Origin of the sequence: Dyadobacter sp. CY312 (assembly GCF_021390535.1) — a bacterium.
Lineage (GTDB): Bacteria > Bacteroidota > Bacteroidia > Cytophagales > Spirosomataceae > Dyadobacter.
Map to the genome: position 1 here is coordinate 217,113 of NZ_JAJUXG010000008.1, position 26,067 is coordinate 243,179.

General features: G+C 42.7%; 21 protein-coding genes. 9 read left to right on the forward strand and 12 right to left on the reverse strand.

What is annotated here, in order from left to right; translation table 11 throughout:
- Positions 1-240: 240 nt before the first annotated feature.
- Together LZG71_RS12325 and LZG71_RS12330 are read right to left on the reverse strand one after the other, a co-directional pair.
- Positions 241-1,086, reverse strand: a complete 846-nt coding sequence (locus LZG71_RS12325) for a tetratricopeptide repeat protein (protein WP_233820818.1) — start codon at positions 1,084-1,086, stop codon at positions 241-243.
- Positions 1,087-1,116: 30 nt separating this feature from the next.
- The gene (locus tag LZG71_RS12330; protein ID WP_015813879.1) at positions 1,117-1,422 is read right to left on the reverse strand and encodes an HU family DNA-binding protein; all 306 of its coding nucleotides are present in this window, start codon (positions 1,420-1,422) and stop codon (positions 1,117-1,119) included.
- A 159-nt stretch (positions 1,423-1,581) separates the two neighbouring features.
- On the opposite strand from LZG71_RS12330, the gene mutY reads away from it, so the two are divergent.
- The 6 genes from mutY (at position 1,582) to guaB (ending at position 8,732) form a co-directional block, all read left to right on the forward strand.
- Complete coding sequence (mutY, locus tag LZG71_RS12335; RefSeq protein ID WP_233820820.1) at positions 1,582-2,661, forward strand: A/G-specific adenine glycosylase; 1,080 nt, start codon at positions 1,582-1,584, stop codon at positions 2,659-2,661.
- Positions 2,662-2,769: 108 nt separating this feature from the next.
- Complete coding sequence (locus LZG71_RS12340; protein WP_233820822.1) at positions 2,770-3,642, forward strand: phytanoyl-CoA dioxygenase family protein; 873 nt, start codon at positions 2,770-2,772, stop codon at positions 3,640-3,642.
- A 149-nt stretch (positions 3,643-3,791) separates the two neighbouring features.
- Complete coding sequence (locus LZG71_RS12345; protein WP_233820824.1) at positions 3,792-4,982, forward strand: Gfo/Idh/MocA family protein; 1,191 nt, start codon at positions 3,792-3,794, stop codon at positions 4,980-4,982.
- A gap of 66 nt (positions 4,983-5,048) precedes the next feature.
- Positions 5,049-5,513, forward strand: a complete 465-nt coding sequence (locus LZG71_RS12350) for a single-stranded DNA-binding protein (RefSeq protein WP_233820826.1) — start codon at positions 5,049-5,051, stop codon at positions 5,511-5,513.
- A gap of 225 nt (positions 5,514-5,738) precedes the next feature.
- Positions 5,739-7,121 (forward strand): transporter associated domain-containing protein, encoded by a 1,383-nt coding sequence (locus tag LZG71_RS30605; RefSeq protein WP_233820828.1) that lies wholly within the window; start codon positions 5,739-5,741, stop codon positions 7,119-7,121.
- A gap of 135 nt (positions 7,122-7,256) precedes the next feature.
- A complete protein-coding gene (gene guaB / locus LZG71_RS12360; protein WP_233820829.1) occupies positions 7,257-8,732 on the forward strand; it encodes an IMP dehydrogenase in 1,476 nt (491 codons plus the stop codon).
- 139 nt (positions 8,733-8,871) lie between these two features.
- Here the strand turns inward: guaB and LZG71_RS12365 are convergent, their stop codons facing one another.
- Both LZG71_RS12365 and LZG71_RS12370 read right to left on the reverse strand, forming a co-directional pair.
- Complete coding sequence (locus tag LZG71_RS12365) at positions 8,872-9,528, reverse strand: DedA family protein (RefSeq protein WP_233820830.1); 657 nt, start codon at positions 9,526-9,528, stop codon at positions 8,872-8,874.
- Between the two features lie 45 nt (positions 9,529-9,573).
- On the reverse strand, positions 9,574-10,380 hold the full coding sequence (locus LZG71_RS12370; RefSeq protein WP_233820831.1) for a phosphosulfolactate synthase: 807 nt from the start codon (positions 10,378-10,380) through the stop codon (positions 9,574-9,576).
- Positions 10,381-10,551: 171 nt separating this feature from the next.
- Here LZG71_RS12370 and LZG71_RS12375 point away from each other — a divergent pair, with 171 nt between their 5' ends.
- A complete protein-coding gene (locus LZG71_RS12375) occupies positions 10,552-11,022 on the forward strand; it encodes a PaaI family thioesterase (protein ID WP_233820832.1) in 471 nt (156 codons plus the stop codon).
- Here LZG71_RS12375 and LZG71_RS12380 read toward each other — a convergent pair whose 3' ends face one another.
- Positions 11,023-12,870: an ABC transporter ATP-binding protein gene (locus tag LZG71_RS12380; RefSeq protein ID WP_233820833.1), complete on the reverse strand. Its 1,848-nt coding sequence runs from the start codon at positions 12,868-12,870 to the stop codon at positions 11,023-11,025. It lies immediately after the preceding gene.
- A 120-nt stretch (positions 12,871-12,990) separates the two neighbouring features.
- Between LZG71_RS12380 and mazG the strand changes: the two genes are divergently transcribed.
- Positions 12,991-13,821 carry a nucleoside triphosphate pyrophosphohydrolase gene (mazG, locus tag LZG71_RS12385; RefSeq protein WP_233820834.1) on the forward strand — a complete coding sequence of 277 codons (831 nt, stop codon included), beginning with the start codon at positions 12,991-12,993 and terminating at the stop codon, positions 13,819-13,821.
- A gap of 42 nt (positions 13,822-13,863) precedes the next feature.
- On the forward strand, positions 13,864-14,529 hold the full coding sequence (locus LZG71_RS12390; RefSeq protein WP_233820835.1) for a thiamine diphosphokinase: 666 nt from the start codon (positions 13,864-13,866) through the stop codon (positions 14,527-14,529).
- On the opposite strand, the gene LZG71_RS12395 is transcribed toward LZG71_RS12390, so the two are convergent.
- The 7 genes from LZG71_RS12395 to LZG71_RS12425 form a co-directional block, all read right to left on the reverse strand.
- Positions 14,524-16,158, reverse strand: coding sequence for a M1 family metallopeptidase (locus LZG71_RS12395; protein ID WP_233820837.1), 1,635 nt, complete (start codon positions 16,156-16,158; stop codon positions 14,524-14,526). The two genes, LZG71_RS12390 and LZG71_RS12395, sit on opposite strands and share 6 nt — an antisense overlap.
- 47 nt (positions 16,159-16,205) lie before the next feature.
- Entirely contained in the window at positions 16,206-17,186 is a 981-nt protein-coding gene (locus LZG71_RS12400) for a kelch-like protein (protein ID WP_233820839.1), read from the reverse strand.
- 331 nt (positions 17,187-17,517) lie between these two features.
- Positions 17,518-18,879 carry a glucoamylase family protein gene (locus tag LZG71_RS12405; protein ID WP_233820840.1) on the reverse strand — a complete coding sequence of 454 codons (1,362 nt, stop codon included), beginning with the start codon at positions 18,877-18,879 and terminating at the stop codon, positions 17,518-17,520.
- A gap of 80 nt (positions 18,880-18,959) precedes the next feature.
- Complete coding sequence (locus tag LZG71_RS12410; RefSeq protein WP_233820842.1) at positions 18,960-20,633, reverse strand: glucoamylase family protein; 1,674 nt, start codon at positions 20,631-20,633, stop codon at positions 18,960-18,962.
- A complete protein-coding gene (locus tag LZG71_RS12415) occupies positions 20,633-21,475 on the reverse strand; it encodes a LamG domain-containing protein (RefSeq protein WP_233820844.1) in 843 nt (280 codons plus the stop codon). The genes LZG71_RS12410 and LZG71_RS12415 overlap by 1 nt, the downstream gene beginning before the upstream one ends.
- A 27-nt stretch (positions 21,476-21,502) precedes the next feature.
- Positions 21,503-22,996, reverse strand: a complete 1,494-nt coding sequence (locus tag LZG71_RS12420; protein WP_233820846.1) for a RagB/SusD family nutrient uptake outer membrane protein — start codon at positions 22,994-22,996, stop codon at positions 21,503-21,505.
- A gap of 13 nt (positions 22,997-23,009) precedes the next feature.
- Positions 23,010-26,039: a TonB-dependent receptor gene (locus tag LZG71_RS12425; protein WP_233820848.1), complete on the reverse strand. Its 3,030-nt coding sequence runs from the start codon at positions 26,037-26,039 to the stop codon at positions 23,010-23,012.
- Positions 26,040-26,067 lie beyond the last annotated feature (28 nt).

Consider the following 26,067-nt stretch of genomic DNA (forward strand, 5'->3'; position numbering starts at 1 on the left):
TAATACTTAACCTCCCCAATTTGAGATATCAATGGGGTAATACACAACGGTGAAGATGGTATGACCGGATCAATATAGTATGAATCCGGTCATTTACCAATTATTTCTTCTTATGTCTGTTTTTTCTAAGGCGTTTCTTTCTCTTGTGAGTGGAAATCTTATGTCTCTTTCTTTTTTTTCCGCAAGGCATAAATCTATTCGTTTATAATATAAATAATTGTATTCGTGTAACTAGGTCAATTAATTGTTAAGACGTCCTTCCAGTTCTCCGATAGCTTGCTGGATGATCGGATCTTTTTCTTCCTTCTTCACTTCTGCAAGTACTTTTCTTGCTTCATCATTCTTGCCAAGCTCAACAAGGGTCAATCCCAAATAGAATTTAGCCTTTGTGTTCGCCGGATTGTTTGTAAGAATTTGTTTGAAACGATCAGCAGCTTTGGAATACTGGTTAGAACGCATCGACAAAATACCCATATTGAACAGCGCCAACTCATTGGTTGGATCTGTTTCAATCACATCTCTCAACATCATAATACCCTGCATTGGGTTTTCTGTGTTTACGTATGTCATTGCCATATTCGCTTTTACAGCCAATAGGGCAGGGTTTTGGTCAATTGCTTTCTGGTAGTATTCACGGGTTTTGATACCAAGGTTTTTAGCCTTCTGGTCATCAACCGCAAATCCATACGCTTCATAGTAACGATCTCCCGCCCGAACCCAGTTTTCAAGCGTTGGAGCCAAAAGAGCTACTTTTTCAGCATAAAAGGCCGCACTGTCGAATTTTTGAAGCTCAGCAAATTTATTGGAAAGTTTCAGGCCGGCAGCAGCCTTATCTTTATCATTTGCAAGAATGAAGCCACTCCTAAGCTGATCTACAATTTTTTGTTGATCAGGAGATAAAGTGGCCCCATCGTGCGAATTGGCAGGTGTATCGGACTCCGCCGGTGCAGTAGATGCCTCGGCAGTCTGCGATTTCTCAGTATCCACTTCTTTTCCCTTATTATTGACCACCACCTTAGGCAGGCTAAAAAGTGTCCCAACTAACGCAACGGCAAAAAAACAAGAAAGAAGAATGGATTTTTTCATACTGTTATAACCAAACCTGTATAAGGTGAATTACTTTTCAGCAACAGCTTTAAGTTTGTCACTTTCTTTTACCTGCTCAACAAAAACTTTGGCAGGTTTGAAGCTTGGTACAAAATGCTCGTCAATGATCATTGAAGTTCCCTTCGAAATGTTACGGGCAACTTTACGTGCACGCTTTTTATTAATGAAGCTACCAAAACCTCTAACATAAAGATTCTCACCATCAGAAAGTGAGTCCTTTACCACGGTGAAAAACGATTCTAGCGTTTGTTGAACATCGCCCTTGTCTACGCCTGTTTTCTCAGAAATTTGTGCGATTACGTCTGCCTTAGTCACTTTGATTGTTTACTTTAAGTGGATATTATTTCATTTATTTACTTGCTCCTCTAAATTTTGGGAACACAAAGGTACGCTATTTTTACCTGAATTTAAAAGGATGGCTTTTTCATTTTTTTTATAATCGGTTAAAAAACAGCGTACATAAGTAAAAACAATATGCTATCTGATCATTTACAGGTCATTGATTTTAACAAAAAACTCAAATCCTGGTATCTTCAAAATCACCGTCCGTTGCTATGGAGGCAAACGAGGGACCCGTATAAAATATGGCTCTCGGAAATTATTTTGCAGCAAACCAGAGTTGCACAGGGAACACCATATTATGAAAGGTTTGTAGCTGAATACCCAACAGTTTTTGATCTGGCTGCTGCCGACGAGCGGGATGTCCTCCGGCTGTGGCAAGGACTTGGATATTATTCCCGGGCAAGAAACATGCATTTTACTGCGAAGCAAATTGTAGGGGATTTCGAAGGAAAATTCCCCGAAACCGCCATCCAGCTAAGTAAACTCAAAGGTCTGGGGAACTATACGGCTGCGGCCATTGCATCATTTTCGTTTGGAGAGATTGTTCCCGCTGTGGATGGAAATGTATACAGAGTTCTGTCTCGTTTGTTTGGAGTGTTTACAGATATCCTGAGCAACGAGGGTAAAAAGGAATTTACCCTTCTGGCTTCTCGGTTGATTTCTCAGGAAGATCCCGGGACATATAATCAGGCTATGATTGAGTTTGGTGCTTTGCAATGTGTACCCGTTTCTCCCAATTGTGCGGTATGCCCTTTCACGGACATGTGTTACGCCTATGAATTTGGATTGCAAAGCAAACTTCCCGTTAAGGCTAAAAAGGCCGCCGTAAGGAAAAGATATTTCAACTATTTCATATTTAAGCAGGGCGACCGAATTGCCATGCAGGAGCGAAATGCTAAGGACATCTGGAAAGGACTATACGATTTTCCACTGATCGAATCAGCAGATCATGTGGAGTCTCCCGATGACTTCATGGGAAATGAGTTTGTTAGCGGTATTTTACAAAAGGGCATAATTCGTGAAATTCCTAAACTGTATACACACTTGCTCACGCATCAGCGACTCAATGTTCGTTTTTGGTGGGTAGATATCTCTGAATCAGTGTTGATCAATTTGCCGCCACATCTTTTTTTTTATACACCCGATCAGGTTCACGAACTTCCAAAGCCAATTCTTGTAGACACAGTACTGCGGGAGGAAGGATACATTTAGAAAGTAAGGACTCGGGGACTTTTAGTCGTGCCGATTATTCTTTGAAATCACTTTGTTATATGTGCTATAATAAATATAAATTTGCACTATACATATAAACAAGTGGATATGGAAGCACAACAATCTGTTAATTTGAATCTGAGTATTGAACAGCAAGAGGCGTACAATAGAGATGGATATCTGGTTGTAAAGGGCCTTTTTAGTCAGGAAGAAACCGGTAAACTATATTCTGCTGCTATCGAAAATTCGACGATGCAGAAAAATGCGATGGATCTGAATGATCAGACCGGGAAAAAGACCAAGCTGACATTGTGGTTCACTCCTGGTGACGACGTGTTTGGCTATTTGATCAGAAGCGAAAGAATGGTGAATTCTGTTCATCAGCTTCTGGGAGAAGATAGCGCAGTCTGCCATTTTCACACAAAATTGATGCAAAAAGAGCCTCGGGTTGGCGGTGCCTGGGAATGGCATCAGGACTATGGATACTGGTATAAAAACCAATTTATGTTCCCGGATCAGTTGATGAGTGTGATGGTTGCGCTTACTCCTGCAAATAAGGAAAACGGTTGTCTTCAGGTAATCAAAGGTTCACATAAAATGGGACGGGTGAATCATGGTTTTGCAGGTGAACAGGTTGGTGCAGATATGGAAATGGTGAATCACTCACTGAAAACCATGGAACTTGTTTATTGCGAACTGGAAGCAGGCGATACCCTTTTCTTCCACAGTAATTTGCTACATCGTTCCGAGGCCAATTTGTCGGAGCATCCGCGCTGGTCGCTCATTTCATGTTATAACTCACAGTCTAATATCGCTTACAGCGAGACTTCCACTTCCTGGAAAGTACCTGTCGACGTCGTTCCGGATCGCGCGATTCTGGGATGGCAGGCTTCATCTTTCGAAGATGCTGATTTCCTGAAAAAGGAAGATGACCCGGCGTTGAAAACAACTGGCTGGGAAAGTGCGGTGAGTACAAAATAGTCAGGAGTAGTCATTTATAGTCAAACGTGGTCATTTTTGGTCAGGTGTCGTCGTTCACAATACTTGACCAGCCTTGACAATGTCTGACCACAAGAGGTAGTTTTTAACTACACATTTCAACATCCAAAAACCTTTGATTTAATTATTTTATGCAGAAGATAGCAATGCTGGGCTCCGGTTTTATAGGTAGATTTTACGCGGAATCAATTCATGGCCAACGCGGAAGAGATAAGGTAGTGGCAATATATGCGAGAAGAGAGGAAAGCGCGAAGAAGTTTGCCGACGATTACGGTTGTGATATATGGTCGTCGGATATGGAAGAAATTATTGCCCACCCGGATGTGAACATGGTCTGTATTGCGTTGCCCAACAATGTGCATGAACATGCTGTGATGCTTTGTGCAAAACATAAAAAGGCAGTAGTCTCCACCAAACCTCTTGGGAGAAATGGGGAAGAGGCCCTGAGAATGATGAAGGCAGTGGAGGAAGCAGGGATTTTTGCCGGATATCTGGAAGATCTTTGTTATACACCTAAATTCTTGAAATCGCTGGAAAGTGTAAAGAGCGGCGCTTTGGGAAGAATCATTTGGGCCAAATCACGTGAAGCACATCCCGGGCCGCATAGTGAATGGTTTTGGGATATAGAGCAGGCTGGCGGAGGCTGTATTCTGGATTTGGGTTGCCATTGCATTGAAATATCCAGGAATTTTATTGGCAAAGACATAAGACCTGTGGAAGTTATTTGCTGGGCAGATACACAGGTTAAACCTATTGATGCTGAGGATCATGCTATTGCTTTGGTGAAGTACGAAAATGGTGCCATAGGGCAATTTGAAGTAAGCTGGACATTCCGCGGTGGAATGGATCTCAGAGATGAAGTAATGGGAACAGAAGGAACAATCTGGATCAATAACTTTTTAAGAACCGGTTTTGAAATGTACACATCCGGAAGTGGAGGCGATTATGTAGCCGAAAAAGCAGAAAGTAAAAGTGGATGGCTGTTTCCGGTAGGTGACGAAGTAAACGAATTGGGATACAACCACATGTTTACGGATATGTTCAATTCAGTGGAGAAGGGAATAGAGCCGGCAGAAACTTTTTATGACGGTTATGTAGTAAATGCCATTATAGATGCTGCCTACAAATCGGCGAAAACCAAGTTGTGGGAAAAGGTTGAATTACCCGTTTGGCGTGGACAGGAGGGTGTAACAAAGCCTTCTAATTATGTGGATTTCGACGAAAATCATTACCTGATCAAAAAAGAAGTGACCCACGACGGACGCAATAAACTGATCTTGAAAGATAAGGTGACTGGAAAGATAACGGAGCAGGATGTTTAGAGAAATATCCGGCATTATCTGCTATATTTAAATCTGGAATATATAAAGATATAATAAATAGAAATCATGGCAGGAAGTGTTAATAAGGTGATATTGATCGGAAACCTGGGCAGTGATCCTGAGGTCAGATATTTGGAAAGCGGCTCTGCTGTTGCAAAGTTTAGTATCGCTACAACGGAAAGCTATACCAACAAAAGTGGTGAACGTGTTGATAACACAGAGTGGCACCGGATTGAGCTCTGGGAAGGGCTTGCGAAGGTCGCCGAAAAATATTTAAAAAAAGGAAATCAGGTATATATTGAAGGACGTATCCGAACTGATAATTGGACGGACAAGGAAGGGCAACAACGCTCAGGTGTTACAATCCGCGCTAATACTTTGACAATGCTGGGCGCCGCGCCGGGTTCAGGTTCCGGTGGAGAGGGTAATCAGGGATATGCACAGCAAGGATCAAGTCAGGCACCAAGACCATCGGATCCTGTTCCGCCATCTATGGCAGCTGGGAGTGATGATGATGATCTGCCATTCTAGTCAAAAAATATTTTAAGAGTAAATTGCCCGTAGAAATGCGGGCAATTTGCTTGAAATGCCCTTGTTGATCCTGATTTTTTTGATGATCATCTTCATATTCAAAGTTGGATAAAAACTTACAACACTAAATTTTTGTTGGATCAGTGTTCGATTTCTGAGCATTTATGGTTAGAATCGTTATATTTATACAACCAAGTGCCTATTACGAACGTTTTCTAACTTTCTGTGAAAGAAAAAATTGACAGTGAAGACCCTCTTCCCCGAAAGCGTTGGGGGACATCTATCCCCCAAAAAACAACTGATTTGGCGAATGGCAATGCGCAGGGAAACCCCGCAAGCTTATCATCAAATAATTGGCTGAAAGCCATTCCACTCATTTTCGGTATAGAAATTCCGGTGGACAAGTACCTGGTTTACGACCTCAGTTTTGTCATTTTTCTTTTTGCACTTTCACTTTTTTTCTCAGGAATAAGGGCTGCATATTCTGCTGCCGGCTTCATGGAAAACCCCTGGGAGCGAAAAACGGACTCCGATCACATTCTTCCCAACCGAATTCAACAGCTTACATTATCGCTCATACAGCGAACAGTTACCCTTTTGGCTTTACTGTTGGCGGCTCGTTTGGTATGGTTTCATTTACAGGGAACTGAAAATGCAGTCATGCAATGGGTTGCTGTTGGATTACTATGCCTATGGATTTGGCTGGATGCAGTTGTGCGATTTAACAGTGCGAGAAAAGCCTTGGAATTCATTCCTAAAATTGCAGGTATTACCAGGGTTTTAGTCAAAGTTTGCGGACCATTAACCAAACCGGTGATGAAACTTGGTTATGCTTTCGGAATTCTTACACCCGAAGGTTCTGAAATATCGACAGAACGGCTGGAAGCCAAAGCCGAAAGTGAAGAAGAAACGGACCTTTTACGTGGACTGGCTAATTTCAGACAAACCAACGCCAAAAAGGCAATGCAGGCGCGCCTGCACATTACCGCCTTTGATATTGAGCTTAATTTCCATGAATTGATGGACAAGATCAATAAATCGGGCTATTCCCGTGTCCCGGTTTTCAGGGAAGATCTGGATCACGTGGAAGGTATTTTGAACGTGAAAGATTTGCTTCCGCATCTTCATCTGAACGAGCATTACAATTGGCAGAAGTTGCTGAGGCCGGTCTATTTTATTCCGGAAAGCAAACGGCTCGACGACTTGATGAAAGACTTTCAAAGTCGTAGAGTACACATGGCTATTGTGGTAGATGAATATGGGGGAACGAGTGGACTTATCACGCTAGAGGATATCATTGAGGAGATTTTCGGCGATATTAATGACGAATATGATGAGGATGAAGAAGTGAATTATACGCAGGTAGATGAAAACACTTATGTGTTCGAGGGGAAGGTGCTCATCAATGATCTATGCAGACTTCTTGATCTGGAAACAGATTATTTTGACGAAGTTCGGGGCAATAGCGAATCTCTTGCAGGCTTGCTTTTAGAATTATTTTCAAGATTACCTCGTACGGGAGAAATAGCCACGCACAGAGAAATTACTTTTAAAGTTCAATCGGCTGATAAAAAGCGAATTAAGAAGGTTCGTGTGTTGGTTTCATAAGCTCATGTAGATGCTTACTTTTGGTAGTTTTTGATAGAATTTTGCTTGAAATTTCTGACAGGCACGCCTTCTGATTTTTATTTATCCAAAACTTCCTGTTAATTTTACCCGGCAAATAACTATAAATTATTTGCTATGAGCACATCCCCATCCCACAGTCTCCCCGAAGCACTCACCTACGATGATGTTCTTCTGATCCCCGGTTATTCAGAAATACTGCCCCGAGACACATCCACAAAAACCAAACTTACACGCAACATTGAGCTGAACATTCCCCTTGTTTCTGCTGCAATGGACACTGTTACGGAGTTTGACCTTGCCATAGCCATGGCGCAGGAAGGTGGAATTGGTATTATTCACAAAAACATGAGCATCGAAGCTCAAGCTGAGCAGGTTCGGAAAGTGAAGCGCTCCGAAAGCGGGATGATCATAGATCCTATCACATTGCTGGATGACGCAACACTTGGTGATGCACATCAGATCATGCGTGAATTCAAAATTGGAGGCATTCCCGTTATTGATCATTCCCATAAACTGATCGGCATTCTAACCAATCGGGATCTTCGTTTTGAGCGCGAAATGTCCAAGCCTGTTACAGAAATCATGACGAAGGAAAACCTGATCACGGCTTCTGATGGTTTATCCATGGAGGATGCTGAAAAGATTCTTCAGGAATATAAAATTGAGAAATTACCAATTGTAGATGGCGAATACCGATTAACCGGATTGATTACTTACCGGGATATTCTGAAACGAAAATCGCATCCGAATGCCTGTAAGGATGAATATGGCAGGCTCCGTGTAGGTGCTGCCGTTGGTGTTACTGCGGACCTATTGAAACGGGTTGAAGCGCTTGCTAAAGCTGGGGTAGATGTGATTAGTCTCGATACCGCACATGGTCATTCTAAAGGAGTAATCGACGCGTTGAGATCTGTGAAAGAACGTTTTCCAAAAATGGATGTGATCGCGGGAAATATAGCCACCGGTGAAGCGGCGATTGCTTTGGCAAACGCCGGAGCGGACGCAGTGAAAGTGGGAGTAGGTCCTGGTAGTATTTGCACAACACGTATCATTGCAGGAATTGGGGTGCCTCAGCTTACCGCCGTCATGTGGGCGGCAAAGGCTTTGCAGGGTACAGATGTTCCGGTCATTGCCGATGGAGGTATACGTTTTTCAGGAGATATGACAAAGGCACTGGCAGGAGGAGCAAGTACGATTATGATCGGATCTATGCTTGCGGGAAGTGACGAGGCGCCGGGAGAAATTGTGATTTATGAAGGCAGGAAGTTTAAGTCTTATCGCGGGATGGGGTCCGTAGAGGCAATGGGAGAAGGGTCGAAAGATCGGTATTTTCAGGATGCAGAGGACGATGTAAAAAAGCTGGTTCCGGAAGGAATCGTAGGCCGTGTGCCTTTTAAAGGAAAGGTTTCAGAAATTGTCTACCAGATGGTGGGCGGGTTGAAAGCAGGGATGGGTTACTGCGGAGCATCGGATATTACTTCCCTACAAAAGGCGGAATTTGTAAAAATAACTTCTGCGGGAGTTCGCGAAAGCCATCCGCACGATATCATGATTCAGAAGGAAGCGCCAAATTATAGTTCGAGAGCTTGATTGGCTGTAAGCAGTTTGTGAGGACACAAACTGCGGCGTAAAAAGCACTACCAATAGAAAATGCCTCGCTTATGCAAGGCATTTTCTATTGGTGAAAGATTTGATCTGGTGCAGCTGAGAGCTAACGGCTAATCGCCAATTACGCTGCGCTTGGTTTTGAGAATTTACTTTTCAGATAACCAAAAAGCATTGGCAGAATAGAAAAACCTATAATACCGAAGATAACCAGTTCGAAATTCTTTTTAACGATGTCCATGTTTCCAAAGAAATACCCCAAAAGTGTAAGAGAAGGAACCCAAAGAAGAGCGCCGATTACACAGAAAGTGATGTATTTCGAATAGGTCATACTTCCGGCTCCTGCAACGAACGGGGCAACAGTACGCACAATTGGAATGAAACGAGCCATAATCACAGTGCTACCACCATGTTTCTCATAGAATGCCTCGGTTTTTTCAAGATATTCCCTTTTAAGGAAAAGTATCCGTTCTCGTTTCTTGATCTCACCCCCAAACTTTTTACCCATAAAGTAATTGACGTTATCGCCAAGCAGGGCAGCAATGATCAAAATGATGATGATTAGCCAGACATTAAGACCAGTAGATTCGTTGGCAGCGATGGCGCCAGCTGCGAAGAGCAGTGAATCGCCAGGAAGCAGTGGCATAATTACTAGTCCGGTTTCTGTGAAAACGATCAGAAAAAGGATCACATAAGTGAGTGTTCCATATTCCTGTACGATGTCAAACAAATGCTTGTCCAGATGAAGGAAGATGTCAATAAACTGCTTTATTAATTCCATAACTAATTTTAAATGTAGATAACTTGCTTAAGGTGTGAAATCCCGTTACGAATTCACTCTATTGGGGTCAATTTTCCATTTCTGTTTAGTTTTGGCATTCAGGAAGTGATTGAAAGTATCGCCTCGTAGTCCTAAACGAATGGTTTCCAGTGGAATAAGCTCAGAAGGTGCAATATTTCCCAAATTAACGTTGGCTCCCAATAGTTTAACAAACCAAACTTGCTGAGATTTTTGCGGTGCCTCCCAGAGCATATCCTCGAAGGCTATTTCTGTTAAAATTTCTTCAACCAGTCCCTGGCGAACTTCGCCGCTGGCTCTGAAAAGTCCAACATTCCCCGACTCACGCGCTTCTCCAATTACCTTCCACGCACCTGCCTGCAACTCAGATTTAATAAGTTGAATCCATTTGTAGGGAGGGATGATTTTATTTTCATCTTTCGAACCAACTTCTGACAAAACAGTTACCTGCTGGGCGAGTGTACGGATATATTCACACTTCATATCCTGTGGCATCTCGATGGATCCGTCGGATACTTCTGCGAATTTAAGATCGTATTTATCAAGCAGCCTGCGGTAGTCGTCAAACTGATTTCTAACCACAAATGCTTCGAAAAGTGTTCCTCCGAAATAAACCGGAATATTGGCATTTTTATATATTGCAAGCTTTGCATCAAGGTTTTGACTGACATAAGAAGTGGCCCAGCCAAGCTTTACGATATCGATAAAACCTGAGGCAGTAGAAATCATATCTTCCGTCTCCCTGATGCTTAGTCCCTTATCCATAACCATGGTTACTCCCTTTTCACGTGGTTTTTCTGTACGGGAAGGAACTTGTGACAGCGTAAAATTCATATATGCGTAAACGTTTATCTCTGGCAAAAACTCGGGCAAAGGTAGCAATTCCCACGATACATAGTAATAAAATCCATATAAATGACACAAATTGATAGGTATATCTATGATAATTACTATTTTTCGATGTTAATACCTGTCGTCATCCACAAATAACCGATATCTACTAAAATGAGTGATTCGAGGAGTACAGAACAAACTAATGAAAACAAGCGGCTTACCTTTCTGAAAAAGTATATCGGAGCCAATACGACACAAAGTATTTCTCCGGTTGGTCGCTGGCTCAATGGCAAATTGTTAGAAATCAGTGAGGGGTATATGAAAGCTGAATTTGTGGTCCGCGAGGATATGACGAACCCAATGGGCGTGTTACACGGGGGAATCGCATCTACCATACTCGACGATGTCGTAGGCACAATGGTGTATGCTCTGGGACGTGATTTTGCCTATACATCTGTGAATCTGAACTGCGATTTTTTACATGCAGCCAGACTCAATGATGTTATTGTAGCCAGCGCAAATGTGATAAGGGCTGGTAAGAACATAATCCACGTGGAAGGATTGATTACCAATGCCGAAGGCAAAATTATTGCCAAGTGCACCAGTAATCTGATTCAAACCAGCCTCAAAATTCCTTCGTGATTATTGATAACCGATTGCCTGTAAGTTGAAAAGCTCGGCATACTTGCCATCTTGCCGTAAAAGTGTATCGTGGGATCCGTGTTCCAATAATTTTCCATTTTCGAGGAAGAGTATTTTGTCGGCCATTCTTACTGTGGAAAAACGGTGGGAGATAAGCACTGCCATTTTACCTTCAATCAGTTCGGTGAAACGTTTGAAAACTTCGTGCTCAGCCCGCGCATCCAATGCTGACGTAGGTTCGTCCAATACAATGAGTTGAGCCGAACGCATGTAGGCCCGAGCAAGCGCAATTTTTTGCCACTGCCCACCAGACAGCTCGGTGCCATCTTTAAATCTCTTGCCCAGAACTTGTTGAAATTTATTAGGTAGTTTGGTAATCACTTCGGTTGCCATGCTCATATTGGCAGCATTTTCTATGGCAGCAGCGTCTTCCAGATGTGCTACATCGCCCATGGCAATGTTATCGGATACCGACATTTCGTAGCGTATAAAATCCTGGAAAATGATACCAATATTGGCACGAAGGTCGGCGAGTTTGTAATCCTGAATATCAATTCCATCAATTAAAATCCTGCCCTCCGTTGGTTTGTACAAACAGGCAAGCAATTTTACCAAAGTCGTCTTTCCTGCACCATTCTCTCCTACAAGTGCCAGTTTCTCTCCGGGAGCAATAGAAAAGGAAAGGTTGCGTAATGCCCAGAAATCATTGTCGGGGTATTTGAAACCAACATTTTCAAATGTTATTCCTTTCAAAACAGGATTTGGAATGTTTCTCCCCGTTTCATTTGCCAGAATGGTTGGTTGTATTTCGAAAAAGTCAAACAAATCCTGCAAGTACAAAGCACTTTCGGCAATACCCGAAAAGCGGCTCATAATACTTTGCAGCATTCCGTGCATCCTTTGAAATGAACCTGACAGGAAGGTCATTGTACCCACAGTGATCAGCCCGATTAAGGTTTGAGTAAGTACAAACACATAAGCGCCGTAATACGCAACAGTCCCGATAGCTGACAAGAGGTAACCCCAGGAAGCCCTGCTTATTGATATTTTTCGGTTTGCGAGATAATACTCTTCCGAAAGTGTTTTAAAACGCGAAGCCAGGTAGTTTTCTAAACCAAAGACTTTCACCTCTTTTGCCGTTTCGGCACTTGATCCAAGATAACGGAGATAATCAAGCTCCCTTCTTTCGGGTGTCCAGCTGCGGGTCAGCGAATAGGTTTTCTCATTAAAATGCGTTTCCCCAAGAAAAGAAGGGATCACTGCTATGATCAGGATTAAAATTAACCAAGGATTGAATATTACCAGACCAGCTCCCAGAGAAATGATGGTGACAATATCCTGCATCTGCGCCAATGTTTGCGAGAGCAGTACGGTTCGGCCTGACGTTTGCCGGCGGGCACGTTCCAGTTTATCATAAAACACGGGATTTTCGAATTGGTATAAATCCAGCTTTGCTGCGTGATGAACCAATTCCACTGAGGTTTTATTCGCGACAAGATCGCCAAGCAGGCTGTCGAAAAGATTGATACAGCGATTCAGAAGATCAGATAAAACAGCAAGACCCAATTCGGCGCCTACCAATATCCATAAATATTGCTGTGATGTCTGAGGGTTTTCGATAATATGGATTACTTCGTCAATAATCTCTTTGCCTACATAAAGCATGAGCAAAGGAAGCCCTGACTTTATTAACCTGAAAATGACATTGCCGGCAGTGAGAAGTTTGTTGGTTTCCCACACCAGGCGGAAAAAACGGGGGAGATTCTGTAACGCAGAGAAGCGTTTTTGGAATGTTTGCTGGTTAGAAGTGTTGTTTTTTGTAGTTTCTTTAAATGGTTTTTTACCCAAGGATATTATGTTGATTAGTGTTGTTTGATAAATGATTTTCTGGTCTAAAAAGTTCGCCAATTCTTTGATGGAAAATGTGGAGTGAGGTAATATGCTTTGCCCGATTCTTATCTTTGCGCCATGGAAAAGAATTTTGATACCTTACCGGAAAGCAGACAGCAGCAATTGATGGCGTTTGACAGGCTTTTGACAATTATGGATGAGCTTCGTGAGCAGTGTCCCTGGGATCGTAAACAAACGCTGGAAAGTCTGAGACATTTGACGATTGAAGAGACTTACGAATTGTCAGATGCAATTTTGGAAAATGATCTGCCCGAAATCAAAAAGGAATTGGGTGATGTTCTGCTTCATATTGTTTTCTATGCCAAAATAGCTTCGGAGCCGAAGGAGAATCAGATTCAATTTGATATAAAAGATGTGCTGCATGCAATCTGTGACAAACTGGTTTCCCGTCATCCACATATTTACGGAGATGCAGTTGCGGATACCGAAGAGGCTGTAAAACAAAACTGGGAAAAACTAAAATTGAAGGAAGGTAACAAGTCAGTACTGTCTGGTGTACCTGCTTCGTTGCCTGCTTTGGTGAAAGCCATGCGCATTCAGGAAAAAGCCCGGGGTGCAGGATTTGATTGGGATGAAAAGCAGCAGGTTTGGGAAAAGGTTGAAGAAGAATTGCAGGAATTTAAAGCCAATTTCGATATAGAAACAGGGGAGGTTATTGACCAAAAGGAAGCGGAAGGAGAGTTTGGTGATTTGCTGTTTTCACTGGTTAATTATTCAAGATTTGTAGATATCAACCCGGAAACTGCATTGGAAAGAACGAACAAGAAGTTTATAAAACGCTTTCAATATATGGAAGAAGCTTCCAAAGCAGACGGTAAGGTGCTGGGAGATATGACTCTAAATGAAATGGATGCCTATTGGAATAAAGCAAAGGAATTGAAAATTTAAGTAGGGTTAGGTAATCTCATGTTGAAAAGTAAATAAGCATTAATGTCTTCACATCATATCGTTAAGGAAAAACAGGAACCAGCGCTCATCATTGCCAACGGCGAGGCATGTAGCGAAGAATTGTTGGGTCAATTGCTCGAATGGAGTCCGTTTATAGTTGTTTTGGATCACGCCATTTACAGGGTTCTTGAACTTGGGATCAAGGTTGATGTGTGGATGGGTGATTTTGATCAGGAACATGATTTTGAAGCAATACGGGCAAGTCAGGAACCACTGGAAATTATAGCTACACCCGATCAGGAGAAAACTGATTTAGAAAAGGCGATTGATTTTTTGATTCAAAGAGGCTTTCCGGCTGCAAACATCGTGTGGGCAACCGGCCGCCGTGCGGATCATGCGATTACCAATATTACCAATCTGGTGCGATATAAAGACAGTATTCGTCTGGTTCTGTTTGATGATTATTCTAAAATTTTCCCTCTGAAAGGCATTTTTGAGAAATGGTATGTAGCAGGAACACCAGTTTCGCTCATCCCGGTTGGAGAGGTAAAAGGTATTGTTACAAGCGGGTTGAAGTATAATCTGAATGATGAAACTCTGACAATGGGCTATCGGACTGGAAACAGCAACGAGGCAGCAACCGATGGTTTAGTTCGAATCGCTGCCTCGCAAGGTGACTTGTTAATTATGGAATGCTGGGATCTATGATTTCGCCAGCTTGGATTCTACGTAAAAATTACGGTCAACTTTCATAGTTGTTGTGCCTTTTGCTTTCACACTTTTCCAGTCTGTTGAAGGGTATATAAACTGATCTTTTCCACTGCCGATCTGAACTTTTACCGGCATATCAAAGCCATCCACCACATTGGCCCAGCGGTATTGCATTGCTCCATTTTTGAATTGATACTCCAACACAGGAATTCGCACATCACGGAGATATTGGTCAAACACCTTTGAAATATCTCTGCCAGCATGTTTGCTTACATAGGCTTCTATCTGAGAGCCATCGACAGTCTGGTGATAAAATTCTTTGTTCAGTCCACGAAGAATCTGGCGCCATTTTTCATCATTATTCACAACCTGACGAATGGTATGAAGCATGTTGCCACCCTTGTAATACATATCCTTCGAACCTTCCTGATTCACCCCATAAGTTCCAACAATTGGAATATCGTTGGCTATCACCTTTCTTGTTCCAATTACATAATCGGCTCCGGCTTCTTTTCCGAAATAGAACTCTGTATAAAGGTTTTCCGAATAGTTGGTGAAACTTTCGTGTACCCACATATCGGCAACATCTTTGTAAGTGATGTTGTTGGCAAACCATTCATGTCCGCTTTCGTGAATGATTATAAAATCCCATTTCAATCCCCAGCCCGTTCCTGATAAATCCCTGCCCAGGTATCCGTCTTTGTATCCATTACCATACGTTACCGAGCTCTGATGCTCCATTCCGAGATAGGGTACTTCCACGAGTTTATAGCCATCTTCATAAAATGGATAAGGTCCAAACCAGTGTTCAAATGCTTTGAGCATCATCGGCACCTGCTTGAATTGTACCTTCGCCTTTTCCAGATTTTCTGGAAGTACATAGTAACTCACGGGGAGATCTCCTTTTTCGCCTTTGTATACTTCATCCCAACTTTCATAGTTGGCCACGTTCATATTTACCCCGTAATTGTTAATCGGGTTTTTTACGAACCAGTTAAAGGTTTTGGTTTGGTCGTCATTGTCAATAACACTTCGTAACACACCATTGGAAATGTCTTTCATGTTGGCAGGAACCGTCACGCTGATCATCATACTGTCCGGTTCGTCGTACATGTGATCCTTGCATGGCCACCATACGCTGGAACCCAATCCCTGGCAGGAAGTAGAAATGATTGTATTGCCCTTCCCATTCGGAACCCACTGAACGCCGCCATCCCATGGCGGGCGCTTCGCAAGACGAGGACGACCGGAATAGAACACTTCAATAGACTCCTTGTTTCCTGTTTTTTGTTCCTTATTCAGTGTGATAAAAAATGCATTCCCATCTCTTTTGTATTTCAGCTCCCGACCATCCTGCACAACTTTTTGAACCTGCAACGGTTCCTGTAAGTCAATTTGTATCACTTGTGATGGCTTCAATACTTTGTACTGAACCAGTGTACTGCCGGTAAGGGAGCTGTCGGCTGCATTGGGTTTTACCTGAAGATGATAGTAAGTTAAATCCCACCATGCTCTTTCGGCGGTAATCGCTCCCCTCAGTGTATCAGCATGGGTGAATGTGGTATTTTGCGCAACAGAATAAAATGAATTAAGCAATAGGCCAACGGCCAGCATTTTTTTTAACATGTATTAAATGAGTTCAGGTTTAATTAATTAAGGTTTTCGCTTGAAGATTATTTCACCAATACCTCCATATCGTTAAGTTCAGGGCCACCGCCACGGTTTGCTGAGCCGGCTGCTATATATATCTTTTTATTCAGTATAACAGCCTGGGTTCCATGTCTGCCTTGATGCAAGGAAGGGAATTTCTCCCATTTATTGGTTTGTGTATTAAATGCTTCCACATCGCTGTGAGCAGCTACTTGCGCGCCGCTTTCGCCACCAATTAACAAAATCTTGTTTCCATAAGCCACTGCGGTGCTACCGGCACGCATGGTTGGAATGTTACTTTCTGCTGGAAGTGCGGTCCATTTGCCGGTTGAGAAATCGTAGATGTCTGTTTCTTTAATGGTCGTATTCAGTACCTGGTTGATTCTCGCTGTTGACAATCTGCCACCTGCTACCAGCAATTTATTGTTAGCCACTGCAACCTGTACATGATCTCTCGGACGGGGAGCATCTGGTAAAACGGTCCATTTCCCCGTCGCCGGATCATATTCATCAAACCAGGCAACCTGTCCATCCCAATGTCCGTCCTGAATTCCGCATACCATATAAATTTTATCATTTTGCACAAAGACACCGGCAGCGCCTCTCAGTCGGTCCTTAGGTATTTCGCCACCTTTACGCCATTCGTTTTTTACAGGATTAAAAATGTAAATATCCGGAATGGGAATTTCGTGCGGGTAACCACCCGTAAATGCCCCTAATACATAAATCTCATTTTTGTAAGAAACTGCCTGGAAGTGACTCATTTCCAGTGGCGATTCACCTAGCGTTCTCCATGTATCCTTTTTTGGATCATATTCGTCCACAGGTTTAATGCCCCTTCCGCCAAGTAAATATATTTTCCCATTGGCCACAGCCATTGCATTTTCATGCCTTTTTTCTGGCAGATTATCCGGTTCCATAGCCTGCCATGCCTGACCCAGAACCATGGAAGTGGCTCCAAGGCAGGCAACGATCAATGTGCAGATTTTGAGATGTATATTCATGGTGGTTGTGTTTAATGAATGCAGAGGCTTTAATATTAGACACCATTAGAGCCGGTTTAAATTCGTAATGTAAAATTGTTTATAGATTATTTTTTAAACGAAACAAGGCAAATTTTGCAAGGATAGCTGGAAGCTATCGCAGCGGCGCACCGTCGTGAAAAATTTAACGCAGCGGCCGCCGCCCAGTTGTAGTAAAAAAATGGCATAAACAAATTACAGAATGAATTTTAAACAGGCTCTTAAGGTACAATTATATTTTATAAAACGGAAAGGCCGGCAATGTGCCGGCCTCTGTGGTAATTTTGGTAAATAACTAGTTAATTTATCGGTGCTATTTCAATGCAGGACTTTCAAATCCAAGTTTTTTCAAACCATTCTGAACATCTTTGTCCTGCATAAACAGTTTCCAGAGCAGGCCAGTTCTGTAATTTTCGATCATCACGATAATCGGTCCCTGATCTATCGCAAGGTGTGAGCTTGCATACCAGTTTTGTGATTCGTTAAAAGCATCGATAAAACCGTATTCGCTCCAAAGTTTATCTCCCATGTCATCATAAAAATGCCTCAGCGCTTTCATGGATTGCTCAGGTGTGTACGGGAATGACGACAAAGCAGCAGTTGGTGTAATGGTACCGAAATCGTTGGTAGGCGAGTGTGCGTTGTAACCATTGTAAGTATCGCTCGCCGTAAGTCCCCAGCTGTTTTCTCCGTACCCTTTAAACTTACCTGGATTCGCCACACAATGTTTATAATTAATCAAGGTGTGATTCACGTTTTGTTGCCAATAGTCGGCATAACGGTCTTTCAGGTTTCTTGGGTCAAGGCCTACAAAGGAATAATGGGTAAAAAACAGTGGTCCGCCATAATCGAAGCCGAGCGGTAATTTCACTCCGTAAAACTCCCTTCCATTTTTAAAAAAATCACTCTGTGCCCAGCATTTGTTATAAACCTGCGCTGTAATCGGATATCGTGGTGAAGCAGCACCAAGTATGTAAGTAATGAGGGTTTCGTTGTATCCTCTCAGTTCAAAATTCATTGCCCAGCCCTGGTTCGGGCTCCAATGCCAGTAAAGCTGATTTGGATTACCTCTTGTGTACCAGTCAAATTCCAATTCATTCCAAATCCATTCTACTCTGCTTCTGATGGTTCTTTCGGCTTCAGTATCCTTATTGAAGTACTGTTTTGCGCAAAGCAAGCCTGTCATCAGGAAGGACGTCTCCACAAGATCGCCTCCATCATCTTTTCTTCCGAAAGGAATGGTTTTGCCTGTTTCGCCATCGAGCCAGTGCGGAAATGCGCCATGGTAATTATCAGCTTTGGCAAGAAACTTTACCATTTTGGCAACACGGTTCGCTATGGAATCTCTTGGATACCATTTTCTTTCGGAGGCGACGATCATGGCCATAATGCCAAAACCTGTTCCACCCGTGGTTACAACCTCATCGCCATAGTCAAACGATTTGTTACTTCGCTCCCGCGATAGACCGCTAACAGGATGTCCAAAATCCCAGAAATACCGGAATGTTTGCTTTTGAACAAGTTCGAGCAAAGCGGTATCCGACAGGTTTTTGGGTCTGTTAGAAGGATCAAAAGCGGTCGATTTAGTCAGGTTGTTTTTTTTCTTTTGTGCAAATGTCGCCGTTGATAGGAAAAAGAGACAAATGTATAGGATCAGGTAAAAGGGATTTTTCATGATCATTATTATGGATTTAGAGTAAATGTTGCCAAGCCGCATCGCAACTGACACAAGGTTAAGTTATCTGAATTTTGATATTAAAGACCGGGACTTTGAAAGCCAATGCTCTTCATTCCGGTTTTTACTTCGGGGCAGCCCATAAAGAGATTCCAAAGCAAAGCAGTTCTGTGATTCTCAATCATGATGATAATAGGTCCCTGATCAATGGCCAGATAAGAATCCGCAAACCACAATTGGTCAAGTGAAAAGGCATCCCGGAACCCGTACTCGCCCCACATCTTATCTCCCAGTTTATAATAGAAGAACTTCAACGCCTGCATCGATTCCGTTGGCGTGTAAGGAAACGAGGATAGTGCGGCTGTTGGTGCAATTACACCTCTGTCATTTGTGGGTGAGCTGGCTGTGTAGCCTCCAGGTATATCACTCGCAGTAAGCCCCCAACTCGAATCGCTGTATCCGGCGTGAGAAGCCGGATTGGCTTTGCAATAATTGTAGTTAATTAAAGCATGACTTTTGTTTTGGGTCAGGTAATTGGTAAAACCATCCGAAAGTCCGGTTGGATTAATACCCAAAAAGGAATAATGTGACAGGAACAACGGACCACCAAAAGGTTCACCCAGTGGTAATTTGATTCCATAGTAATCCTTTCCGTTGACGAAGCTGCCTTTTCCTGTCCAGCCATTGTCGTATACCGATTTTGGTATAGGGTGAGTAGGCGAACTTGCCGCAAGAGCGTACGTGATCAGGCACTCATTCCATCCTCTGATCGGCAAATTCATATCCCAGCCGTTGTCGGGACTCCAATGCCAGTAGAGTACATCTTCCTTGCCTTTTCTGAACCAATCCCATTCTACTCCGTGCCATAATTTATTGATGTCAGCACGAAGAGCGGTTTCTTCGGCGCTGCCTCCATTGAAATATTGTCTGGAAGTGAGCAGGCCTTGTATCAGGAATGACGTTTCAACCAGATCTGCTCCATTGTCTTTAGGACTGAAAGGCACAACGGCACCAGTCGAGCCGTTAAGCCAGTGGGGAAATGCTCCGTGAAATTTCTGCGCTTTATCATTCAGGAACGTCACAATCTTCTGCATTCTTTCCAACCCCTGAGACCGTGTTATGAACTTTCGTTCAATGGCAACAGGGATAGTCATGATTCCAAAACCACTGCCACCGGATGTAACAACATCACCGGAAGTATTTCTTTCTCTGGCCAGTCCGCTCACCGGATGTGCAAAGTCCCAGAAGTATTTAAATGTTTGCTTTTGAACTAATGTTAAAAGTTCGTCGTCGGGAATGATCGGAAATTTGTCGGTTGGGTCGAGTGGGGTGGTAAGGTTTACGACCACCTCACTCAGTAATGAGCCATCCGATTTAGATTTTAATGCTTTGGTAACCTGAACTTTGAAGTTATTCAGGTAGGGTAGGTTATTGGTCGGTGTAATTGTTACTGTGCTGTCGCCGTTTTCTAAGTTTGTAGAATACGGTATTACTTCACCTGTGGCAGAAATAATACTGATCGCATTCGGGAAAGAGGCGGTATTCAAAGGCGCAGAAAAATTGAATCGCAACTTGGGTTTTGAACTTACATCCAGGTAGGTGTAGCCATTGAAAACGCCATCTACTCTCAAACTATTGAAAGAGAAAGAGGTTGGCGGGGTAACCGTAACCGGTGGTTCGGGATTATTCCCCTTTTTACAGGCAACCCCGAACCAAACAGTTAAACAGAAAATAAGTATGTTTTTAAAAGACATTACTTTCCTCTTGCCTCTAGTTTAACAAGAGCGTCAATTTCGGTATCCTTCAATGGTACATTGTAAATCCTTACTTCATCAAGTAGGCCAGTCATGTAGCTTGCCCATGGTTCGCCAGCTGATGACGTAGTAAGGCTTGGTTTAGTCTGAAACTGAACCGTTCCGAAGACCATCTTGCCTGGGTTTTTCCATTTGAGGTTTCCATAATTTTTAACCGTGGTTGTAACAGATTTAGATCCGTTCAAATAAAGATTAAAAGTAGACGAAGCAGCATCATAAGACAGCGCAATGTGATTCCATGAATCAAAAAGGTTTACTAGTTCCTTTTTTTCAACCCAAGTCTCGGTAGAATCGTTTTGGATATGTGCTTTAAACGTTCCACTTGCGTTGGTGCCACTTCCTTCAAAAAAAGTTTCAATATTACCCCAAAAACCAGCTTTTTGAGATAGCCCCACCATTCCTACAACACCACCAGCAGCAGTTGTAGACTCATTGTTTACCCAATAGGTAAGTGTGAAACTTTTCAAGCCCAGAATGGCAGCTGTTGGATCGAACAGTACATAACCATTTTTGGCTCCCTTCATAGCCTGTCCTTTAAGTCCGTTTCCGAAAGAAGTGCCTGTATTCACTCCGGCAGTCTTGGAAATGATTTCTTCATAGTTTCCGTCAAAAGGGAAATGCGCAATCAGGTTCGAAGCTGCTATCTCATTTGATCCGGTGAAACCGCCAATGGAGACCTTGGGAGCGTAACTCTCTGCATCGAATTTTTCGTAGCAGGCTGTCAAGCTGGCAATCAGGAAAACACTGACTGCCAGAATTAATTTTGAGTTTATAACTTTCATCGTTAAATTCTAAATAAGAAATGGATATTAATAACCTGGGTTTTGCGTAAGTAATCCCCCACTCAAATCGATCTCGTTTTGAGGGATTGGCCATACTTCGTTTTTCCCGGCTTTCCAGCCTTTTGGTCCAAAAACCTCTGTTCCTCTTCCCTGGCGAATCACATCGAAATATCTGTCAAATTCCATGGCCAACTCTACACGACGCTCATGCCAGACCGCATTCCGAAGGGCAGTTTTATCCGTTGTTGTAACCTTTGGAAGAATAGTAGTGCTTGTACCTCTTGCTCTCGCTCTTACCTTTTCAAGAGATGCCAGTGCTTGTGTACTGTTTCCGATCTCGTTAGCAGCTTCTGCATTCATAAGCAAAACTTCTGCAAAACGAAGAACCCTTACGTTCTGCTGTGCTCCGGATGAAAATGCAGTGTTAAACAATTTGAATGGTACATACGATTTCTGATTGTACATCGGGTTATCGCCCACTGTTGGTATTGCGTCGCCGTCAGGAGTGGTTTCTCCACGGAAAATAATGGTTCCGTCTCTTCTTGGATCGCCAGTTTCAAATGCATTAGCAAGTACTTGTGTAGGTACGTTAAAACCCCATCCGCCACCAGTTGAACCACGCACTCCCTGAACTTCTGAATACTGAGAACCGCTTGCCCCAGAAATAGAAGTGATCAGTTCGTTCTGGATTTCAAAAATGGATTCAGATACGTTTTCATTTTTCACACGGAACAATTGCTCGAAATTGTTGAACAGCGAATATTGACCCAAAGCAATGACTTGATTGGTAAGATCAAACACCTGTTGCCACTTCTGCTGGTACATCGATACTTTTGCGTGAAGCGATAATGCTGCACCTTTTGTAACGCGTCCCAAATCCGCAGAACCGTAAGTTTGAGGAAGTGCGGCAGCTGCATCTGTAAGATCTTTTTCAATTGCGGCGTAAACCTCAGCTTTTGCAGTACGTGGCAAATTGTATTCTGATGCATCAACGGGCAAAGCCAAACGCAAAGGAATGTCTCCAAATGCTCTTACCAACCTGAAATAAGAATAAGCTCTGATGAACTTAGCTTCTGCTATATATCTGGCTTTAAGCGTTTCATCCATGCTGATAGCAGGAATATTGCCCAAAACCTGATTTGCGTAGTTGATATTCTGATACTGACCTTCCCAGAATCCACCCAATTGACCATCACCAGATCCTACAGTAAATGTGTCGTAGTCGTTGAAGAAAGTGGCATCGGAAGCTGAGCTACCTTTTTCTGTCTCATCCGAACCAATGCTTTCTACTGCAATAGGACCGAAAGCTGTATTGTTCCATCCTCTAAGGTTGGAGTACATGGCGTTTACTGCTTTCGTAGCATCTTCACCATTTTGCCAAAAAACAGATCCTGCTTCTTTTCCTTGCGGGTCGGTGTCAAGAAAGCTTTCATTACATGCGCTGGGAACGACAAGTAGAGAGGCTAGTCCAAGATACAATCCAGCGCGGCTGATATTTTGATTGAACTTTATATTTTTCATAATAATGATGGTCTTAGAAAGTGACATTGATACCGAAGTTGTAAGTAGCTGACAATGGGTAAACATTGGCGTCAATACCTGCTTGGGTAGGTTTATTTTCGTTTGCTCTTACCTCAGGTGAAAGTCCTTTGTATTTGAAGAAATTCAATGGGTTTTGCGCATTTGCATACAAACGTAGCTTTCTGATTTTCAATTTTTCGTTGAATGCAGCCGGGAATGTATAACCTATTTGTGCATTACGAACTCTGAAATAACTTCCGCTTTGAACGAAGAAAGTATTTGGAAGGTAGTTTTGTCCACCACCAATGTTAGCAGAAGGATATGTGTTCGAAGTGCCTTCTCCATGCCAGCGATTGTCGAAGTAATCTTTGGTAAAGTTTTCGTTACCATATCTCCATCCAAGGTTCGCATTGTATATATCCACTTTCGCTACACCCTGGAAGTCAAGGCTCAAATCAAAGTTTTTGTAGTCAAAGCTTGTGTTGATACCGTAAGTGAACTTAGGATTAGGATTACCAATCACTTGTCTGTCCAGAGAGCTGATGGTACCATCTGGTACACCGTTTGTACCGCTGATATCTCTGTATTTGAAATCACCAGGTTTTGCAGTTGTCTGGGCAGAATTTTTGATTTCTTCTGCATTTTGGAATATACCGTCTACAACATAACCGTAGAAAGAACCGATCGGGTCACCTACTCTTGTGCGTGTAGCCAGCGCTCCACTGGTAAGACCTGTACCACCGTCATAGATTGGGTTGGCTCCTGAGGTTACAGACAATACTTTATTGTCATTGATACCACCATTCACTCCTACGCTATATGAGAAGCCGTTGTCTTTTGTATCTCTCCAACTAGCTGCGAATTCAAATCCTTTGTTTTCAAAAGTTGCCTGGTTTCCGATGATTTTTCCGGAAGCAGTTCCAATTGAATTAAGAACCGGGATGTCAAAAATTGCCTGTTCAGTTTTCTTGATGTAATAGTCAAGTTCCAGGGTAAGTTTGTTGTTAAGCAAACCTGCCTCAATACCAAAGTCAGTTCCAACTCCTCTTTCCCAAAGTGTAGTAGGTGGAATGATTGAGTTGATACTTGCACCCGTATATGCTTGTCCACCAAAAATTGCAGCCAAACCACCACCAGTTGCAACCGTAAGTGTAGATAGGTTGGAAGGTACAGAAGCATTTCCTATTTTACCCCAGCTTGCTCTTAGTTTCAAATTGTCAAAAATTCTTTGATCAGCCATAAAAGGCTCGTTGCTCACAACCCAGCCAGCACCAACTGATGGGAAATAACCCCATGCATTGCCTCCCTGATAGAATTTAGAAGAACCATCGGCACGTAGCGAAGCATTGATCAAATATCTGTCAGAGAATGAGTAATTAAGTCTTCCGAAATAAGAAGCGTAAGTTCCCAAATCACCCTCATCTACTACGGTACGTCCGTTAACATCTCCAAGAGTAAGGTACAAATCCCCTTCGCTTGTATAAGGAACATTCAGAGCATTGGCTGTAACCTTGTAGAACTGGTCACGCTGAGCAGATTGTCCAACAAGTGCAGTGAAGCTGTGTTTGCCAAAATCTTTGTTGTAGGTAAGCGTGTTTTCAAAAATCCAGTAGCGTGTCTGTGGACGGGTAAATTCAAGTTTACTGGTTGTATTACGCTGTCTGAAAGTAGCCACATATTCAGGATTGTAGTTACGTGTTTCATCCTGAGAATATTTTCCACCAAGGCTTGATTTGAATACCAATCCTTTAAGAAGATTCACCTCAGCGTAAATATTAGCTGTCAGTAAAGTCTTTTTAGTATTTTGGTTGTAGAAGTCAATTGTAGCCTGTGGGTTGAAATTGTTTCCGTCTCCAAGGTTATAATCGGTTGGATCACCATACGTTCCATCTGCGTAGTAAACCGGAACAACTGGTCCGGCAGCGTATAGTTGTCTGAAAATTCCACCTGCTTCATCCTTTGATTTACTGAATGAACCAGTTGCAGAATATCCGATCTTTAAGAATTTGAACGCCTGCAGGTCGTTTTGCATCCGTGCAGTATATCTCTTGAAATTGTTGTTCTCTACAACACCGTTTTGGTCAAGATAACCCAACGAAAAATTGTAGTTGGATTTTTCGCCACCACCGCTAATTGAAACCTGATGATTGGTCACCAGAGCGTTGCGAAGAATTTGATGATACCAGTCCGTACCTTCACCGAATTGAGCAGGATCAAGTATAGCGGATTTACCATTAATCACGCTCAGTTCATTGATCATCGTGGCATACTCATTTGCATTTGCCATTTTGATCTGGTTGGTCACTTTTTGGTAACCTACAAACCCATTGTAGTCAATAATAGCTTTTCCTGATTTTCCTTTTTTAGTAGTGATAAGAACTACCCCGTTGGCCGCACGAACACCGTAAATAGATTGGCTGGAAGCATCTTTCAGGATGTTCATGCTTTCAATATCTCCGGAATTAAGGAAGCTGATGTCGTCAAACCATACTCCGTCCACAACATAAAGTGGATTAGCGCTACCGTATGCAGTACCTACACCACGAATCCGAATTTGTGGGGCTTCACCTGGCTTTCCTGAGTTGTTGATCTGAACACCGGCAACTTTACCCTGAAGACCACTCACTGCGTTCATCGAAGGTTGTTTGGATATTTCTGCTCCCTTAATTGATATAACAGAGCCAGTGACATCAAGTTTACGCTGGGAGCCATACCCAACTACAACAACCTCGTTCAAAGCACGTGCGTCATCTTTAAGTTCAATATTGATGATGGATTGAGATCCCACAGCCACTTCCTGGGGAGTCATTCCAATCATTGAAAAAACCAGTATAGCTGCCTTTGAAGGTACTTTAACGCTATAATTTCCCTCTCCGTCAGTAGGTACACCTGTTGTGGTACCTTTTATCAGCACACTTACACCGGGAAGTGGCGATCCGTCTGATGCGGTAACTTTACCTGACACACCTATTTCCTGTGCGAAGGAAGAAATACTTCCCGACAGGAAAACCAGCACGCACAGTAGTCGTAAAACAGTTTTCATTGATGACAATTTGGTGATATAATTATTA

Bases quoted from the DNA above. Each gene is read 5' to 3' on its own strand.
- LZG71_RS12325 (WP_233820818.1), bottom strand. From the start codon at position 1,086: ATGAAAAAATCCATTCTTCTTTCTTGTTTTTTTGCCGTTGCGTTAGTT.
- mutY (WP_233820820.1), top strand. From the start codon at position 1,582: ATGCTATCTGATCATTTACAGGTCATTGATTTTAACAAAAAACTCAAA.
- LZG71_RS12340 (WP_233820822.1), top strand. From the start codon at position 2,770: ATGGAAGCACAACAATCTGTTAATTTGAATCTGAGTATTGAACAGCAA.
- LZG71_RS12345 (WP_233820824.1), top strand. From the start codon at position 3,792: ATGCAGAAGATAGCAATGCTGGGCTCCGGTTTTATAGGTAGATTTTAC.
- LZG71_RS12350 (WP_233820826.1), top strand. From the start codon at position 5,049: ATGGCAGGAAGTGTTAATAAGGTGATATTGATCGGAAACCTGGGCAGT.
- guaB (WP_233820829.1), top strand. From the start codon at position 7,257: ATGAGCACATCCCCATCCCACAGTCTCCCCGAAGCACTCACCTACGAT.
- LZG71_RS12365 (WP_233820830.1), bottom strand. From the start codon at position 9,528: ATGGAATTAATAAAGCAGTTTATTGACATCTTCCTTCATCTGGACAAG.
- LZG71_RS12370 (WP_233820831.1), bottom strand. From the start codon at position 10,380: ATGAATTTTACGCTGTCACAAGTTCCTTCCCGTACAGAAAAACCACGT.
- LZG71_RS12375 (WP_233820832.1), top strand. From the start codon at position 10,552: ATGAGTGATTCGAGGAGTACAGAACAAACTAATGAAAACAAGCGGCTT.
- mazG (WP_233820834.1), top strand. From the start codon at position 12,991: ATGGAAAAGAATTTTGATACCTTACCGGAAAGCAGACAGCAGCAATTG.
- LZG71_RS12390 (WP_233820835.1), top strand. From the start codon at position 13,864: ATGTCTTCACATCATATCGTTAAGGAAAAACAGGAACCAGCGCTCATC.
- LZG71_RS12395 (WP_233820837.1), bottom strand. From the start codon at position 16,158: ATGTTAAAAAAAATGCTGGCCGTTGGCCTATTGCTTAATTCATTTTAT.
- LZG71_RS12400 (WP_233820839.1), bottom strand. From the start codon at position 17,186: ATGAATATACATCTCAAAATCTGCACATTGATCGTTGCCTGCCTTGGA.
- LZG71_RS12405 (WP_233820840.1), bottom strand. From the start codon at position 18,879: ATGAAAAATCCCTTTTACCTGATCCTATACATTTGTCTCTTTTTCCTA.
- LZG71_RS12410 (WP_233820842.1), bottom strand. From the start codon at position 20,633: ATGTCTTTTAAAAACATACTTATTTTCTGTTTAACTGTTTGGTTCGGG.
- LZG71_RS12415 (WP_233820844.1), bottom strand. From the start codon at position 21,475: ATGAAAGTTATAAACTCAAAATTAATTCTGGCAGTCAGTGTTTTCCTG.
- LZG71_RS12420 (WP_233820846.1), bottom strand. From the start codon at position 22,996: ATGAAAAATATAAAGTTCAATCAAAATATCAGCCGCGCTGGATTGTAT.
- LZG71_RS12425 (WP_233820848.1), bottom strand. From the start codon at position 26,039: ATGAAAACTGTTTTACGACTACTGTGCGTGCTGGTTTTCCTGTCGGGA.